This is a genomic window from Bradyrhizobium sp. USDA 4538, from assembly GCF_024171045.1.
Lineage (GTDB): Bacteria > Pseudomonadota > Alphaproteobacteria > Rhizobiales > Xanthobacteraceae > Bradyrhizobium > Bradyrhizobium australafricanum.
In genome coordinates, this window is the sequence record NZ_JALJZE010000001.1 from 1,479,730 (window position 1) to 1,495,746 (window position 16,017).

A 16,017-nucleotide genomic window follows, 5' to 3' on the forward strand; every position below is an offset into this window, starting at 1 on the left:
GAGTTAGCACGAAAGGAGGGAAGACGTTGTTGACGCTCAGCACTACCACAGGTTCTGCTGCCGAGCGTCTTTACGCCAGCGAGGGATGGCGGCGGGAGGGTATCATACCCGGGTGTGTCCTCGCCCCTGATGTGCGAGCCAGGCGAACGATCGCCATAAACTTTCGTATCGTTTCGCACCCCCCTTGAGGTGCCCAATCTTTACCAACGTCCAATTGAGCCGCTGATCACGATCCTCTTAGCTGCATGTGCGACTGGCCACAGCGAGATCTCATTCGTCTTCGCGGGCGTCGTCAACTGATAGCTAATCAGGAGGTCGCGAATTCTATTTTTTATGGGAATGGCGGCCTTCGCCGAGACGTGGATGGAGATACTGATGGAACCATTCGAGCTTGCGTGGTGCGAGTTCGAATACCAACGCGCTCTCAGATGCCTCGAAGAGAGGGAGAACAGGGCGGACGACGCCTGATCCCAGATCGTGGAGATTCAGTCGGTTCTAATCCGTCATGCGAGAGGACCTGTGGGCCAAACTCTATGACAGCGCACGGCAACGCACGCCAAGAGCGGCGATACAGCGGTCGAAAGCTCGCCCACGGTCCCACTCAGAAGACCTCACCAAGCAGCGTAAAGGCGGCTTCGTGCACGATGCACCGATGGGTTACAAGACCGTCCGTTCGATTGCGGAAGAGGCAATTGTCGTTGCCTTCCGCAAGTTGTGAACCGCAAATTTATCGAGAAGACAGTGCTTGCACGGGCAATTTGTTGCCGTGACTTAATCAGAGCTTGGGCTTGACTGATGAGGCTGCGCGAATCTATATGCGCGTCGCAACAGAGTTCTGACCAAATTCAAAGCGACGCTCCGGATTTGAGCTTCAAGGCGCTTCTCGCCAGGTCGCCGGCTCATCCGGCAGTGCACGAGCGAGCAAAACACGCCCGTTAAAGGAAAGAAAGCAGCGGTTCAAGTGCTGACGGGCGACTTTTGTTATGCGAACATCGTGGGCGCGATGCACTTTGCCCAACGGCCAGCAACACTTCCAAGATAAGCCGGAGCGAAGGGCTACACAGTGGAGCCAGGGCTAGTCGCCTGCGTTACCTTGCACAACATCAGCCGCACGGTTTTCCCTCTGACCGATCAACGAACGCGCGAACGAGCTAGGGTATCGATTGCTTTAGGGGGTGACTGCTGATCTTGGATCTTGGAGGGCTGTCCACTTCATTCGGCCGCGAATACGCCACCCCGATTAGATTCTTAGAAATAAATAACTCGAACGAAAACGTGCGATTTGTCTTGGACACGTGTCCTGATCGCGCAAAGATATCAATTTCCACGTCCTGGAACTCAAGAAACTGGCCATCCATTGGAAAACACACCTTATATACCGCCTCTTTCAAAACGAAGAGATCCCGCCGCTTGAGCGTGTGTAGATCGTACATTCGCTGCTCATGAGGAGTGGCAATCAATTCGATCAGGTTTTCCGGCAGAGGTTCATTAGGCTCAATGTCGACGCCGAGAGCTGCAATGCTTTTCGTCCCTACAATAGCGGCGGCTGCTACTGTATCGTGGTGCGCCAAAGATCCGACCACGCCGGTTGGCCAGATCGGAACACCCGAGCGCGTCTTCAAGATCGCCATTGGTGGGAATCCCAATCGCTCAAGAAGTGTTCGGGCAGCTACTCTTGCGGCAGCGCTTTCGCGGCGGACTTTGGGAACGGCGCGTCCCATAGACATGACTTCGGAAGCGTACATTCGTCGCAGCGTTCTATCGGACGGATGCCGACCATGATGTTCTGTTGATCAATCGTAAAAATCTCCACTGTTTGGTCCCGCTAGCTTTTCGAACATCTTAGTGTCGATCAGAGGGGCGGCGGCCGCCCACATATGGACCGTTTCTGACCTGCGCCTGAATATGATCCGGAGGGAGTTAGAGTCTCGGGAGCTTTTGCAGAGAGACCGAAGTCTGGCCCACCGAGCCGCTTGCCGACTTGTGGGTTATTTGGGGCTCGAGACCGATCTTTGAACTCAGAATTTTTTCGAGAGAAAGTTCTTGTCTATTTAACAGTCCCGCTGAGCGCCCTTGAAATGGCCCGAGCCAGAACTTGCCGGTTTTCTGGATTGCTCACCATTGTCGCGTGGTTGCAATGCCGATACCGCATGATAAGTCCCAACCCTTGTTTGGCGAGTGCCTTGCGATGCAGTTGTTCGTCAGGTGGTAACCCAGGGCTGACAAGAAGCTCACTGCCATAAACTGATGTATCTCAATCGGGAGCGACGGAACTCGGCACGATTGTAGCGCCCGGTGAAATCTCGCGGCCCTTTGATACACCGAAACATCGCTGTGGAGATCGTGATCTGGAGGTAACACTCCTTTTGCTGCGCCTTTTCGAGCAACTCAGAAATGGAACATTGCTCCTTGTATCCTTCGAAAACCTCGCCGTATTCATCGCGCAAGATTCCGCAACTCTCCAGAATAAATTCTCGAGCCAAACTGATCTGTGAAGCGTTTGAAGAATCTGCAGGCGAACTAACATCGATGAACGCCATAAATGATACAACTTCGTCGATGCTCAGCAATCGCTCGACAATTGCATAAGCCAGGATTGCACCTGATGAGTATCCAGCAAAGCGGTATGGGCCCCGTGGCTGGATCTCTTTAATCGCAAGGATCGCCTCTGCGGCCATCGCCTCAAGAGTTCGTGAATAAACGTCATTGAAGGGCGGCCACGGCAGAGCGTAGACGGGGCAATCTACATCCATTTCCGCCACCAAACCGAGGACATAGGAACAATCTCCAAAACCTTTGGGGACAAAGAACAGCGGTGGCTGCGATCCGGTTGATCGAACGGAAATTATGACCTGCCACTGAACTTTCATCCAGCGGCAGTTAGAGTCTCGGTGGTTTGTACGCCAAGTGGCGCGGGTGGAGCAACGGACGATCGGCGGAGCTGGTCGGGGTTGCGCAGCCGAGCGTCCGTTGCGGTGAGAGTGGCGGCGTAGGCCGCGGGCGTGAGGTATTGCAGCGAGGAATGAGGTCGCTCGCCATTGTAGTCGGCGACCCATGCCGCGAGTTCGGTCCTGGTGTCGTTGAGATCGAAGAACAGCGTCTCATTGAGGAGCTCGTCGCGCATCCGGCCGTTAAAGCTCTCGACGAAGCCGTTCTGCATCGGTTTGCCCGGTGCGATGAAGTGCCAGTCGATGCCGGTTTCCTTGCACCAGGCGAGCATGGCGTTGCAGGTGAGCTCGGTGCCGTTGTCGGAGACGATCAGGCTGGGTTTGCCGCGGCGAGCGACAATCGTCGTCAGTTCCCGCGCCACACGCCGGCCCGAGATCGATGTGTCAGGAATGGCGCCCAGACATTCCTTGGTGACATCGTCGACGATGTTGAGGATGCGGAAGCGTCGTCCATTGGCGAACTGGTCGTGGACGAAGTCCAGCGACCAGCGCGCATTCGGCTTTGCTTCCACCAGGATCGGTGCCCGGCACCCCATGGCCTTGCGGCGAGCCCGCCGCTTGCGGACCGTCAGCCCTTCTTCCCGATAGATCCGGTAAATGCGGTTGATCCCTGATGGCTCGCCCTCCCGCCGCAGCAGGACGAACAGTCGACGGTAGCCGAACCGTCGGCGCTCGTGAGCAAGGTCGCGCAGCCGGGCACGAAGATCCGTATCCGGAGGGCGGCAAGATCGGTAACGGACCATCCTCCGATCCGCGTCGACGATCGTGCAGGCCCGTCGCTCCGACAGGCCCATCACGGCCTTCAGGTGCGCCACAGCGGCGCGCTTGGTAGCCGGCCCTACCGTTTTTGACAAAAACTCGCGCAGTGCTGCCGCGTCGAGCATCTGCTCGACCAGTACCTTCTTTCAGCTTCGCGTTCTCTTCCTCGAGCGACTTGAGCCGCTTGGCTTCGGACACTTCCATGCCGCCGAACTTGGCCTTCCAATTGTAGATCGTCGCCTCGGAGATCCCCGTGTTTGTGAGCCAGGTCTGTTGTCGTCGCTCCAGCCTCACGCTCCTTCAACACTGAGATAATCTGCTCTTTCGTGAACCTTGCTCGCTTCATCTGTCCGTCCTTGCTCAGGCCGGACTCTAACTCCATCTGGAGGTAATATTCAGGGGCAGGTCAATTACTCCGGGCTACTGGGCCGTGGCTCCACATGAATCTTTGATGCAAATTCCTTGAGAACAGGGGTTTGGAAGAGGTCGGCGGCGCTAAAGCTCAGCCCAAATTCTAATGCTCGACTGAGCATCTGCACGGCCAGCAGCGAGTGGCCGCCAAGTTCGAAGAAGTGGTCGTGGCGCCCGATGCGCTCGACACCGAGAAGCTCGGCCCAGATCCGCGCCAGCGCCGTCTCGACCGCGCCCTGCGGCGGCTCATAGGCCGCCAGCGCATAGGCTTCATCGGCCGGCGCCGGCAGCGCGTTGCGGTCGAGCTTGCCGTTCGGCGTCAGCGGCAGCGCCGCGATCGGCACGAACGACAGCCGGCACCATGTAGTCCGGCAGCCGGCTACTCAAGTGCGCGCGCAAGGCGCCCGCAAGCCCGCCTCCATCGCCCTCACCGGCCTCCGGCGCGCCGACCACATAGGCGATCAGATGCTTGTCGCCGGCGCGGCTCTGGCGCGCCACCACCACCGCCTCGCGCACGAAGGCGTGCTCGCAAAGCTTTGCTACGATCTCGCCCGGCTCGATGCGGTAGCCGCGGATCTTCACCTGGTCGTCGTTGCGGCCCAAAAACTCAAGATTGCCGTCCGGCAGATAATGCCCGAGGTCGCCGGTCCGGTACAGCCGATCACCCTCGACAAAGGGACTGGCGATGAACCGCTCGGCTGTCAGTTCAGGGCGTTCAAATAGCCCCGCGCAACCCCCGCCCCGCCAATGTAAAGCTCGCCTACCGCACCAAACGGCACAAGCGCGCCATGGCCATCCAGCAAGTACACCCGCGTGTTGGCGATTGGGCGCCCAATGTGAGGCATCTCGGGCCAACATGACGGATCAGCTGCAAGGTGGTGCTCGGAAATGACGCTGATTTCCGTGGACCCAAATTGATTGATCAATCTCGCGTTCGGGTGTGCCTCGAAGAAAACCTTAAGCAGTGCAGTGGCCTAATCGTTCGCCGGCTGTATAAAGCTCTCTTAAAGAGGGTAGCTGCACGCGCTGCGTGCTTCAGACTTCTGCAAGATGATTCAATGCCACGAATGGGAGGAAAAGCCGCTCGATCGCCTCCCGCTCTACAAACTCCAGCAAGTCGGAAAAGCGCCTCCGGGTCTCTTCCCGCAGGAGTACAAGTACTCCGCCGTCCTTCCAACAAATGAATAGTTCCTGGCAGGACACATCGAAGTTCAACGTCGCGAACTGAAGTGTACGCAGTTTTGACGTGCCAAACCCCGCCAGCGAATTCACAAGCGATCCGTGGGACATTTCGACGCCCTTGGGGATTCCCGTGGATCCTGAGGTGTAGATCACATAGGCAAGATGGCGGGATGTGAGCCCAAGCGTGCGCGGGTCAGGGTCCGAGGGCGGCCGCTCGCACCAGGCCCGGGTGCCAGTTTCCAGATCGACCACGCTGACATCGGCGAGTGCCTCGCCGCCCAATGCGGTTCGACCGGCGGCATCGCAAAGCAGCAGTTGCGGTGCTGCATCGCCGACAATCTGCCGCAGTCGCGCCGGTGGATAAGCTGGATCCAGCGGCAGATAGGCACCGCCCGCCTTCAGGATCGCCAAGACACCAACCACCATCGCCACGCTGCGTTCCAGGCAGATCGCCACCGGCTGGTCTGGCTTGACCCCGAGCTCGATCAGATGATGCGCCAGCCGGTTGGCCCGCGCATTGAGTTCGTCATAGCTCAATCTCTCCTTCTCATGGACCACCGCCACCGCCTCCGGTGCCTTTTGCACCTGCGCCTCGAACAGCTCATGGATGCGCAGCTCCGACGGATACGGCGCCTCCGTCCGATTCAACTCCTCCAGTAGATACGTGCGTTGGTCGGTCGACAGATTGTCGATGCGGCCGACCGGCTGTCCCGCATCGGCCTTGCCGTCATGTAACAAAGTTTGCAGATGCTGCGTCATGCAGTCGATCTTCGCCTTGCTCAATATGTCGAGCCTGCCGGGTCGTTGAGCTTGTGGCGCTCGGCTCCGTTAAGGGGCGGGTTGAAGATGCTGACGAGGATCAGGTCCTTGTCCCGCCCCCCGCGCAGAAGATGCTTGTCATGCTTGTCAAGCACATACAGGTCGCCCGAACGAATGGAGAAGACATTGCCGTCCATGTCCTCGACCTCGCCCTCTCCGGCGATGCAGTAGCAGGCTTCGAGATGATTGCGGTATTGCAGAAGCGAAACGGTGTTAGCGCGGACCACAGTGTGGCAGACGCTAAAACCCATGCCGTCCTTCTCCGTCAGAAGGCGGTGGCTCGTACCATTGCCCCAATCGACGAAGTGATCGGTCGCTTCAACATCGTGCAGGCTACGCACAATCATAGCGTTCGATTGCCGGATACGGTAAATTCATTGTTGCGGCAGCTGGAGGTCGTTGTACTGACCGGCAAGCGCGGCTCCCGCGCACTGCCGAAGCATCGGCTGCACCCAAAAGGCCTCCCGAGCCCTCGCCGGCGTCTAGACAAAGATATCGGCGTAAGGGTATTCCGCAGCCGCGTCGACGGCGTGCATGTACCACCTTGATGTTCCCTCTTCTTCGCGGTGCCGCCGCCTGCCTTGGTATGGTCGAGAATGCTGCTGGTGATGTTGCCGGCCAGACAAAGCGTTTCCGATCGCAGATTTGGCAAGTTGTTTCCTTCCTTCACTGTGCCTCGCGGCACGAATACAGCACCGCAGCCTCTCAGCGAACTGGAGCGAACCTCATGCCATGGTCGCACACAGATAAGAGATAGTGGCTGTTTCAGCTGGCTAGCGAGCGGAAAGGATTTGGCAAGGCAATGAAGCCAATCTGACAAACTGACAAGATATGGCCGGATGCGAGCAAGTCTGCGAGGGAGAACCGGTCGGACAGTGTCGGCTGACCTTTATCGTTGAAGATCCAACCATTGCCGGTGGCTAAGACTTCACGCTTTCTACTTGGCGCGTTCGAGCGGTGCGCGCGACGTGGAACTGTACCATCGTCGCGTCGAGCGACAGCGCGATCATCAGCAGCGACTTGTCTTCGACGAAGAGCGCTTATCCTTTTTTGATGCGAGCTTCTTCATGATTGACGCAATCCAGAGCATTGCGGCTGGCGGAATTAAGGACACACACGTTTCGCTCCTCTTCGACGGGATCTCTTACTGAGTGATTGTGCTTTCGCTCAGCTATGTTCGCTGCGCACTTAAGGAGGCGGCATGAGCCGACCGCTGCCCTCGGCGAAATCAGCTGCCGCCCTGGCATGCAGCCTCGCTGAATCGAATACCGGCAATTGTGTATGTTCGGGGCCGATGAGAAGACCAATCTCCGTGCAGCCAAGGATGAGCGCGTCGGCGCCTCGGTCGCGACCTCGCGCAATGATGTCGATAACTTCCTGGCGCGAGTGATCAGAAACCGTGCCGCGGCACAGCTCATTGAAAATGACAGCGTGGATCCGGCTGCGCTCGTGCTCCGCCGGTATGACCGGCGAAAGGTCGAACCGCTGCCGCAGGCGATCACAATAGAACGGCTGCTCCATCGTATAGCGCGTCCCAAGCAAGAGTGGTCGCTTGACGAAAGCGGCGAGCAGGGCCGCAGCGGTCACATCGACGATGTGGATGAGCGGCACACTCAACTCGGCAGCAACGATGTCGGCAATCACATGCATCGTATTGGTGCAGATCAGGATGCAGCCGGCGCCTGCATCGACCAACTGTCGGGCGATCCTCGCCAGATAAGCAGCGGCTTGCCTCCATTCTCCCGCCTCCTGAAGAGCGACGATATCGCCAAAGTCAACAGAGCGAAGCAAGATGTCTGCCGAGGCGAGACCGCCGCGGCGCTGACGGACGATTTCGTTGATTTCCTTGTAATAGATGGCCGTGCTTTCCCAGCTCATCCCTCCGATCAGCCCAATGGTTTGCTGCACTTTACGATCTCCACTTGATGTGAAGGCGACACAGGCGTGCCGCGCCTTCGGCGGCAAATAGTCGGCGTTGTTTCTCGCAATCTCAATGGAAATGCAAAATCAAAGGCCTTATCTCTGACGATGGCAAAAACTCTTCTCACCCGAGCTGCGAAGCCGGCTGAAAGGGCATGGCGTTGTGCAAACAATTCGGACAAGTTGCAGCTCGGTGCAGCAACTCCCGTCAGTGCGTTTGCCGGATCGAGCGATCTTTCGGTGTCCGCCTGTTGGCGGCACATCAAGCACAGTGGAGGACAGCGGTCTGATCGACGCATCGCCCTGATTGACCGACGCAAAAACCAACGTACCGATGACTGTGTTCATGGGTGTGCGCCGTCGCATCACTCGACGGCCGGCTTGAGGTGCGGCTCCTAGCGGGTCGGGGGGAACATCCGCGGAGCGCCTGCCGGCAATTGGGCTGGAAAACGACAGATGGTTTAGCCCGCAGCGGATCCTGCTTCCATTCGGCCCAGTCATACGAGATCACTGGGCCGGTCTTGAAGCTGGTCTCGCCGGTCCGCATCCAGTCTTCGTCCAGTTTCACAAGCAGGCGGCCACTCGCGATGCCGACGATCGCCGCCTTGTTCGGCAGATCGAGCTCGACCGGCCCCGCCGCACCGAACAGCACATACTGGCGCTCGAAGCCGTTGATCCGACGGGCGACGCCGCCGGTCACATGGATCCGACCTTCACCAAGCACCATTGGCACGATTCCGAAATCGGTGCGCTGGCCACGAAAGACTTCGCGCGCCTGATCGAGCGGCTGAGCGCGCTTGAGCTCCTTCAACTCGAAAGCGTAGCCGGCCTCGGTCGTGATCCCCTCGCCCCGATCACTAGCAACAAGGACAGTGTCACGATCGAGCCAGCTGACATGCTGCTTGCCCTCTGGCAGCTCGAATCCACCTGTAACAAAGCTTTTGGCGTCACGATCGAATTTGCGTATGGACACGGCGCCCTTGCCGCCATCGGAAAGTTGGATGAGGCAGCGGCGCCCGAAGCAGCTGCGCCCCTCGTAGACCCAATTCTTTTTCTCGGCGGCAGCGAGGGCATCAATGTCCAGGATGGTCTCCCACCGGGGATCCTCCCCGCGATAACTCTCAAGGCTGGCGCGCCGCCAGATGCCGCGCACATGGCTCTCGTCCTGCCAGAAATTTTCGAGATCTTGTCGTCCAAGCGAAACGTACGGAATCCGGTGTTTTGCCTGGAGGATGGTTAGCGCGTCCCGGTAAAAGCGATCATAGCGAGGATCCGAGTGCGGCGAGCCGAGCGTCTTTTCGTTCTCGGCCTGCGCCCAGGCCAATGCGCGCGGCCCCTCGGACTCATCGAGCCAGAGAAACGGATCGTCCGCCGGCGTCGCAGCAGACTGCCCGTGGAGCTGCACGACTGTCAGACATATGATCGAGAGCAACCAGGCGCGCAGAACGGATTTTTTCATTGTCTTATCCTCGGACGGGCACACACAGGGCGAGCTTGCAGGTTCTTGCGACTGGGCGACAGTTGTGAAATTCGTGTTGCGAGCGTGCACGCACTATGTCGCGCCGCCCGCACCTCGACTGTGCAAGCAGCATGCCGTCTGGAAAACAGCAATTTCTGACGCGTCGTACCGCATCGCCAGGTCAGCTTCCCGACATTGGGTCTGAAGCTGACAATCTGGTGTGGAAATCGGCGGCGCTGGATCGCGGCGGGGCTGCTTCTCGCTTGCGCTCGGACAGAGCGCGCAAGCTGTCAGCCGCCGGAGTGTTGGCGCGTTCGGCGCCCAGCCTTCGCTGAGTTGAACGCGCCATAGTTCGGTCTGCCGCGAAGCGACGCGCTAGCGTAAGCGAACCCTTTGGCTCGTCTTATGGTCCAGACGCAACTGGTCCTTCTGCCATCCCCACGTTCGATATGACCCAGACGCTCGCGTGCCTGTCGACACAACTTCCTTTGGCGTCACAGAGATGATCCGACACAGACCCGGGATTTACCAATTTACGCGAATACCGAGCTTTCCGTCGTAGGCGTAGGTGTTGCCTTCGAAGCGCTGCTGGTAGGAGGCGTTGGCGAACAGCGTGGTGAAGCTGTTGATCTGGCCGTTGATACCGGCGTTGAGCTCGCCCCAGCTGCCGCCGAGGCTAGAGCGGAACGGGATGAAGCCGGTGTCGGAGGAGAACTGGGTCATCGGGTTGCCGCGGAACTCGTGCCAGACGTTCGGCCGCAGCGATGCGGTGATGGTGCGGGCAAAACCGCCGACCCATTCGTCGTCCAGCGACCATGTCCGGCCGAACCGCGCGCCCACCCGTGCCGCCAGCGAATCGACATCGGCAAAGCGGATCTGGGCGGCGGCATCCTGCGCGCCGGAGAGGTCAATGTTCTGGTACACGAGCTGCGCCTGCGGCTCGATGAAGTAGCCCTGCGGCAGGTTGAAATTGCGAGCCACTCAGCGCCCGAGCCCCGACGGCGCTCGAAGTGGAAGCTGGCGAGGCGGTCCTCCGCGCGCGCCAACGAGCGCTGCGAACGCAGGCATTGCGGCGGGGTCGTCGACCTCGCCTTTGGCGAATGCCTGCGCATACTGTTCCGTCACCGCCGCATCGAACGTGATTGGCGCGCGCGTTCGTAAGCCCGCAGCGGCACGCTGCGGCCCCTCAGCAAGAGACTCCGATAGGCCGTCCCTTGAATTCCGACACGGAGCGCGACCCGCTTTGCTCACGCAAATCCGTGCCTTGGCAGGACACCTTCCCGCTTCGTGGGTCTCGGCTAGGCGCACCGGGCCGAATGATGTCCGATCTCCATCCTTTCGCCGCCGACAGATTGCTGTGCAGTGTCAAGCCGAAGTCCCGCGGCCCCTCCCCTTCGCCGGTGCCGTGGCCAGCAATCGTCGCGCTGCTGCTGTCCGGAGACATCAAGGTCGAGCTCCTTCGGATCTCGGCGAGCATCTGGTGTTCAAGGGCGGCACATCTTTGTCGAAAGCCATCGCCCCGGCGAAAACGAGGCGCGGCCGGACAAAGCTACTGCGGCCAGGATCGGTTTCATGGCTCGTCCTCCACTTCCCACCGGTGATGCTCAGGCAAGGTCCAGACTGACCGGCGCGAGACGGCAGGCTCGGAACGGGGGAACCGCCCGGTCACCTCGCTGCCGCACTTGCAACATCTAAAATGATCTCGGGCCGTGCGAGCATGTCCTTATGGGGGCCGACGGTCGCACCGCACTTCGGACAGTTCACCAGCAGATCATTCGCTTCGGAGCATGGCGAGAACTCTTGGACCTATGCCCATGGCTCAACAGCGGCGATGCAGCCGTTCCCGCTCATATTCCGGAACCCTGCTTCCCAGCGAGCCGTTGAAATCGCGCTACGCTGTTCGGAGGCACGGTGCCCAAGGCCAGTACGAAAGAGATCGCAAGGCTGCTGCGCGAGTACGCGCAGCGGAGCGCGCTGCGCGGCGATAACCCCTACCGCGCGAAAGCCTATTCCCGGGCAGCCGACAGCCTGGCTGCGCTCGCCGTCCCTATCGATCGTCTCATCGAGGAGGACAGGCTGACCGAGATCCCTGGGGTCGGCCAAGCCATCGCCGACATCGTAACCAAGCTACACCGCACCGGCACGCACCCGAGCCTGGAGAAGCTCCGGCAGGACATCCCCGCCGGTGTCCTGGAACTTTTAAGCGTGCCCGGCCTTCGACCCGAAAAGGTGCTGCGGCTCTACAGGGACGTGGGCATCACCTCGCTTGCCGAGCTGGAGCAGGCCGCAAAGGAGGACCGGATCAAGCGAGCCAAAGGGCTCGGTGCGGCATTGCAGACCAAGATCTTGCAGAACCTGTCGATCGCCAAGAGCGGCCACGGTCGGCTGCACCTGCATCGCGCGGCCCTCCTACTCGAACATGCGCAGGATTCCCTCCGCAAAGCCCGCCCCGAACTTAAGAGGTTGACCATTGCGGGCGACTTTCGGCGCGGCTGCGAGCTAATCGGAGATCTGGCCATTGTTGCGGAGGCACCGAGCAGCGGCATGGAGCCGGAATTCGTCGACACCACGGGGCTGCAGGTTCGCCTCGCCGACCGCAGGCACTTTGGGGCTGTCCTGCTGCACGCCACAGGCTCGCCCGCCCATTTGGAGCAGCTTCGCCAGCTTGCGGAAGAGAAAGGAATGCGCCTTGAACGGAACGGGCTGCACAAGCAACGCAGCGTGGTCGCTGAGAGCGAGGAAGCAATCTATCGGGCGCTGGGGCTGCCCTTCATCGAGCCCGAACTGCGCGAGGGACGCGGCGAAATCGAGCGTGCTTTGAACGGAGAACTGCCGAAGCTGGTAACCGATCAGGACTTGCGAGGGATCCTGCATTGCCACACGGAGGCCTCCGACGGAACCGAGACCCTCGAGACGATGGCGAAAGCCACGCTGAAGCGAGGTTTCGAATATTTCGGCGTCGCTGACCACTCGAAGTCGGCGCACTACGCCGGCGGCCTCTCAGTGGAGCAGATCAAGAAGCAGCATCGGGAGGCTGACCGGCTTAACAGCAAGTTCGGCAAGGATTTGCGGATCCTGAAGGGCATCGAATCCGACATCCTGGCCGACGGGTCGCTGGACTATCCGGACGATGTGCTCGACAGCTTCGATTTCATCGTCGCCAGCATCCATGGCCGCTTCAAGCTGGACAGAAAGGCACAGACGGAACGCCTGCTGCGCGCCATCGGCAATCCCTACACCACCATCATCGGGCATATGACCGGCCGCCAGCTTCAGCGCCGGCCAGGTTACGAAATCGACGTCGAAAAGGTGCTGCGCGCCTGCGCCAAACACGATGTCGCCGTCGAGATCAACGCCCATCCGTGGCGTCTCGACCTGGACTGGCGATGGCACCAGGCGGCGCTGGAGTTCGGCTGCATGATGAGCATCAATCCGGACGCGCACTCGATCCGCGAGCTCGACCACATGCACTGGGGCGTCGAGATGGCTCGCAAAGGCGGCGTACCGGCGGACCGGGTCCTGAACGCCATGACGCTGGCCGAGATAACCCGTCATCTGAAGCGGAAACGGCGAACTTTGTCCCGGGCGGCGTAGCGGCAGAGGCTGCCTGCTCACCCGCCCTATCGACTTGACCGAACGGTAAGCCGGCCGCTTGAGCACAACAGGGAGAAGAAGAGGAAGGCACCGACAGCAGTGCTGCCTCCGTGAGCTTCATTGACGCCGTTGCGAGCTTCTCGCTCTCGTCCTCGAAAGTTGCCTTATCGTATTGAACCGTGCGAGTTGCGCCCGCGCTGGGGCATTGGCGAGGAATTCGTCGCGATTTCCACGTTGAACCGATCGGACGCGGCCCGGGAAAAAGGCGCGTGGTGGCCGGCATCGAAAGCCGTCAGTACCTGAAAGTGTTCCTGTCCGGGACCGACGATACGGAAGGGCTCTGATGAATGCGCAGGGGTTTCGAGTCCCCCTCGGTAAGGAAGCCCATCAAATCACCCCAGAACATGGCCTGGGATGACTACCGCTATCCGTCCAATAGCGTCGCGCGGCGGCAAGGACGTCGCGATCGGTGGGCTAGGAACATGGCCGCGTCTTCCGGAGTTGCCATTGGCGTGACTAAATAAGGGAGGGAAGCGAGATGGGACGAGGCGTTTTGCTTTGGCTTTTGGGCGTGCCAATTCCTGTGATCATCCTGCTGTGGTTGTTCTTTGGGCACTGACTACGGCGTAATTGCCGGGCGACGTGCACCAACCCAGTCTACCGGCTCATTGGGGCCCATTTCGGGTGGCACGTCAACCGATCGAATGATCGAGCCCTGCCTTTCAAGGCCGTGCAATTAAACCGCGGCTCGAGATCGGACGATGCATCCCGTCGTGCTATCGCTGCGTCTAGCCGGACATTGTGGGAGCCCCGATAATCTTTGCAGAGAACAATGATGCGAGTTGCGCCTGTTTCTCGCATTTGCCGAGCGTGATTTTGGCCGGATAGTCCTTCATGCGCGTGATTACACCGCTCGCTGCAGCGCCCCGCGATCCCGCGAGCGTTAGCGCATGGGTGGCAGCTTGGCGCACAAGACGTCGGTCAAACTCGTCAGTGCACGCGCGTTGGCGATGCGGACCAATAAGATTTCAGCCATCGGCGGCCCACAAAGGCGGCCTGCCGCGACTGCTGCGCTCAGAGTGGCGCATTTTCGGGTGACCAGGGCTGCCCTCGCGTCTCACGCTCGGACGTCTCTGAGCCCGGCACCAGAGTGGCCTCGTCGGCCTTAGCTTCCTGGGCCGCGCCTTCTGCCTGTTTAGAAGCCTCGTCGGCCGCCGCATCGAGCGCGCGCTCGCCGATCTCCTTGGCGCCTTCGACCTGCTCCGATGCCAGATCCTGGGCGCGGTCCTTTAGGCGGTCGCTGGTCTCGCCCATGAGACGATTTTCAGCTTCAGTCGCCGGCAGCAAGGCGCCCACCAGCGCTCCGACGGCGATCCCCAGGCCGGTCAGCAGCATCGGCTGTTCACGGCAGAAATCGAGGAAGGTGCTGCCGGTCTGCAGGGTTCGTTGCCCTGCGGCCTTGGTTGATTCCGTGATGGAAGATGCCGTCCGCCGGGCTGTGTCCGCGACTGCATCGTACCCGGCTGCAGCGCTACGTTGGACGGAATCCTTCGCCGACCCGGCCGTGTCCCGCACTGCTTCGGCTGTCTCGGAAGCGGTCTGTTGAGCGGCGTCCGTCATCGAGCCCGCCATATCGCGCAGCCGGTCTCCTGTCTGTGAAGCCGCCCGCCTGGCGTCCTCGGCAGTCGACCTCAGGCCCTCGGCAGTGTCGCTGCCGACCGCAGAGGCCTTATCGCTCCATTCGGTGCCTTTTTCAGCCGCCGACTTGCCGGCCCTACCGGCCGCATCACGCACGCTGTCCGCAGTATCGCTGACGGCATCGCGAAGGCGCTCCTCCGTGCGGCGCATGAGCCCATCGGTCGACCTGCCGCCCAGCATCAGCCATGCCAGGCTTGCTCCCATGAGGACAAGCGGCATCGGATTGCGAACGGCCTGGTCTCTCAGGTTGCGGGCGAACGCCGCGCCGGCGCCGTCGATCACCCTGTCTGCGAGTTGATCTAGGACATGCCCAGGCGTCATGCAGGCGCGCAATTCATCCAGGGTGCTGGCAATCTGCGCACGTGTTTGTTCGGCCTCTTGTCAAGCTGCTCGGCGTGGCTCATGATCCTGACTCACCTGTTCCTTCGCCACCGAGGCGTCCCGTTGGAGCTGGTGGACGGTCTTGCGGGGCACGACGTTTTCGATTCTAAGGCGGCTGATGCCGACCAGAAGAAGTATGATTCCGAGTATCAGCGCGATCCCGCCCACCAGCAGGGCTGACCAGTAGGAGGCCATGCCATAGCGCTCGGAGAGCGCCGCAACGCCGGCCTGGAGCGGGATAACGAGAGCAGGTATCAGCAGCACAGCGCCGCCGACGATGAGGCCCAGGCCTCTGCCGATGCTGGCCATGTTCTCCGAGACCTCTGCGCGCGCGAGCTGCGCTTCCTTGCGCAAGAGGACCGTGAGCTGGGAGAATAGATCGCCGATGATTTCGGGGACGGAACGTGAGTGCGTGGGGGTCATGGCGTATTTCCTCCCCGTGAGGGGTCCGCCGAACTTTTCAGAAACCGCGAGATCGCAAATCCGGCGAGCGCCGCGCCACCAAACACTGCCAACGGTTCCTTCCGTCCGAAGTCGTTAAAGGTCCCGCTGAGGTCCCGTAGGCTGCTTTCGCGAAGCGCACCCGCCCCCTCTTCGATGCGGGAAGCGGCCGCGTGCGCAAATTCGGCGGCCTTGGGCATTTGCTGTTGAAGTTCGTCGGCGGCGCCGTGGACGGCTTGAGCCACCTGCTCGATCTGGCTTGCGCCTGCCTGCTTTTGCCGCCCGGCCGCGTGTTCTGCCTTTTGTTCTGCCTGCGTGGTTGCGTCTGGCATAGTCGAAATCCCTCGTGTGCAGCCGCCCTTGACCGCGCGGCCGCAGTCGCATTTGTCCCTTCCTCTTCCACAG

General features: G+C 60.4%; 15 protein-coding genes and 2 pseudogenes. 2 read left to right on the forward strand and 15 right to left on the reverse strand.

What is annotated here, in order from left to right; all coding sequences use genetic code 11:
• Positions 1-1,151 precede the first annotated feature (1,151 nt).
• From J2R78_RS06345 to J2R78_RS06385, 8 genes and pseudogenes are all read right to left on the reverse strand, one after another.
• Positions 1,152-1,745 (reverse strand): 4'-phosphopantetheinyl transferase superfamily protein, encoded by a 594-nt coding sequence (locus J2R78_RS06345; RefSeq protein ID WP_309144981.1) that lies wholly within the window; start codon positions 1,743-1,745, stop codon positions 1,152-1,154.
• 486 nt (positions 1,746-2,231) lie between these two features.
• The gene (locus J2R78_RS06350; protein ID WP_253603451.1) at positions 2,232-2,870 is read right to left on the reverse strand and encodes a thioesterase domain-containing protein; all 639 of its coding nucleotides are present in this window, start codon (positions 2,868-2,870) and stop codon (positions 2,232-2,234) included.
• A pseudogene (locus J2R78_RS06355) lies at positions 2,867-4,053 on the reverse strand (IS3 family transposase). Before J2R78_RS06355 ends, J2R78_RS06350 begins: the two are co-directional and overlap by 4 nt.
• 64 nt (positions 4,054-4,117) lie before the next feature.
• On the reverse strand, positions 4,118-4,462 hold the full coding sequence (locus J2R78_RS44945; RefSeq protein WP_069275751.1) for a phosphopantetheine-binding protein: 345 nt from the start codon (positions 4,460-4,462) through the stop codon (positions 4,118-4,120).
• Positions 4,389-4,700 carry a hypothetical protein gene (locus J2R78_RS06365; RefSeq protein ID WP_245324896.1) on the reverse strand — a complete coding sequence of 104 codons (312 nt, stop codon included), beginning with the start codon at positions 4,698-4,700 and terminating at the stop codon, positions 4,389-4,391. The genes J2R78_RS44945 and J2R78_RS06365 overlap by 74 nt, the downstream gene beginning before the upstream one ends.
• Positions 4,701-4,819: 119 nt before the next feature.
• Positions 4,820-5,044 (reverse strand): AMP-binding protein, encoded by a 225-nt coding sequence (locus J2R78_RS06375; RefSeq protein WP_253587810.1) that lies wholly within the window; start codon positions 5,042-5,044, stop codon positions 4,820-4,822.
• A gap of 109 nt (positions 5,045-5,153) precedes the next feature.
• On the reverse strand, positions 5,154-6,083 hold the full coding sequence (locus J2R78_RS06380; RefSeq protein WP_069275753.1) for an AMP-binding protein: 930 nt from the start codon (positions 6,081-6,083) through the stop codon (positions 5,154-5,156).
• Positions 6,080-6,466, reverse strand: a complete 387-nt coding sequence (locus tag J2R78_RS06385) for an ectoine synthase (RefSeq protein WP_253587814.1) — start codon at positions 6,464-6,466, stop codon at positions 6,080-6,082. The genes J2R78_RS06380 and J2R78_RS06385 overlap by 4 nt, the downstream gene beginning before the upstream one ends.
• A 594-nt stretch (positions 6,467-7,060) precedes the next feature.
• Here J2R78_RS06385 and J2R78_RS06390 point away from each other — a divergent pair.
• Positions 7,061-7,270, forward strand: a complete 210-nt coding sequence (locus tag J2R78_RS06390) for a hypothetical protein (RefSeq protein ID WP_069275755.1) — start codon at positions 7,061-7,063, stop codon at positions 7,268-7,270.
• Positions 7,271-7,307: 37 nt separating this feature from the next.
• Here J2R78_RS06390 and J2R78_RS06395 read toward each other — a convergent pair whose 3' ends face one another.
• From J2R78_RS06395 to J2R78_RS06405, 3 genes are all read right to left on the reverse strand, one after another.
• Positions 7,308-8,027, reverse strand: a complete 720-nt coding sequence (locus tag J2R78_RS06395; protein ID WP_081334949.1) for an aspartate/glutamate racemase family protein — start codon at positions 8,025-8,027, stop codon at positions 7,308-7,310.
• Positions 8,028-8,301: 274 nt separating this feature from the next.
• Complete coding sequence (locus J2R78_RS06400; RefSeq protein WP_253603454.1) at positions 8,302-9,498, reverse strand: hypothetical protein; 1,197 nt, start codon at positions 9,496-9,498, stop codon at positions 8,302-8,304.
• Positions 9,499-10,023: 525 nt separating this feature from the next.
• Positions 10,024-10,479: an autotransporter domain-containing protein gene (locus tag J2R78_RS06405; RefSeq protein ID WP_069275757.1), complete on the reverse strand. Its 456-nt coding sequence runs from the start codon at positions 10,477-10,479 to the stop codon at positions 10,024-10,026.
• Positions 10,480-11,409: 930 nt separating this feature from the next.
• Here J2R78_RS06405 and J2R78_RS06410 point away from each other — a divergent pair.
• Complete coding sequence (locus J2R78_RS06410) at positions 11,410-13,092, forward strand: helix-hairpin-helix domain-containing protein (protein ID WP_253603456.1); 1,683 nt, start codon at positions 11,410-11,412, stop codon at positions 13,090-13,092.
• Positions 13,093-14,166: 1,074 nt separating this feature from the next.
• Here J2R78_RS06410 and J2R78_RS06415 read toward each other — a convergent pair.
• The 4 genes and pseudogenes from J2R78_RS06415 to J2R78_RS06425 form a co-directional block, all read right to left on the reverse strand.
• A complete protein-coding gene (locus J2R78_RS06415) occupies positions 14,167-15,072 on the reverse strand; it encodes a hypothetical protein (RefSeq protein WP_253587822.1) in 906 nt (301 codons plus the stop codon).
• A pseudogene (locus tag J2R78_RS45120) lies at positions 15,073-15,156 on the reverse strand (hypothetical protein); the annotation flags it as partial.
• Positions 15,157-15,171: 15 nt separating this feature from the next.
• Positions 15,172-15,594 (reverse strand): phage holin family protein, encoded by a 423-nt coding sequence (locus J2R78_RS06420; RefSeq protein ID WP_253603459.1) that lies wholly within the window; start codon positions 15,592-15,594, stop codon positions 15,172-15,174.
• Positions 15,591-15,944: a hypothetical protein gene (locus J2R78_RS06425; RefSeq protein WP_253603462.1), complete on the reverse strand. Its 354-nt coding sequence runs from the start codon at positions 15,942-15,944 to the stop codon at positions 15,591-15,593. Before J2R78_RS06425 ends, J2R78_RS06420 begins: the two co-directional genes overlap by 4 nt.
• Between the last annotated feature and the right edge of the window lie 73 nt (positions 15,945-16,017).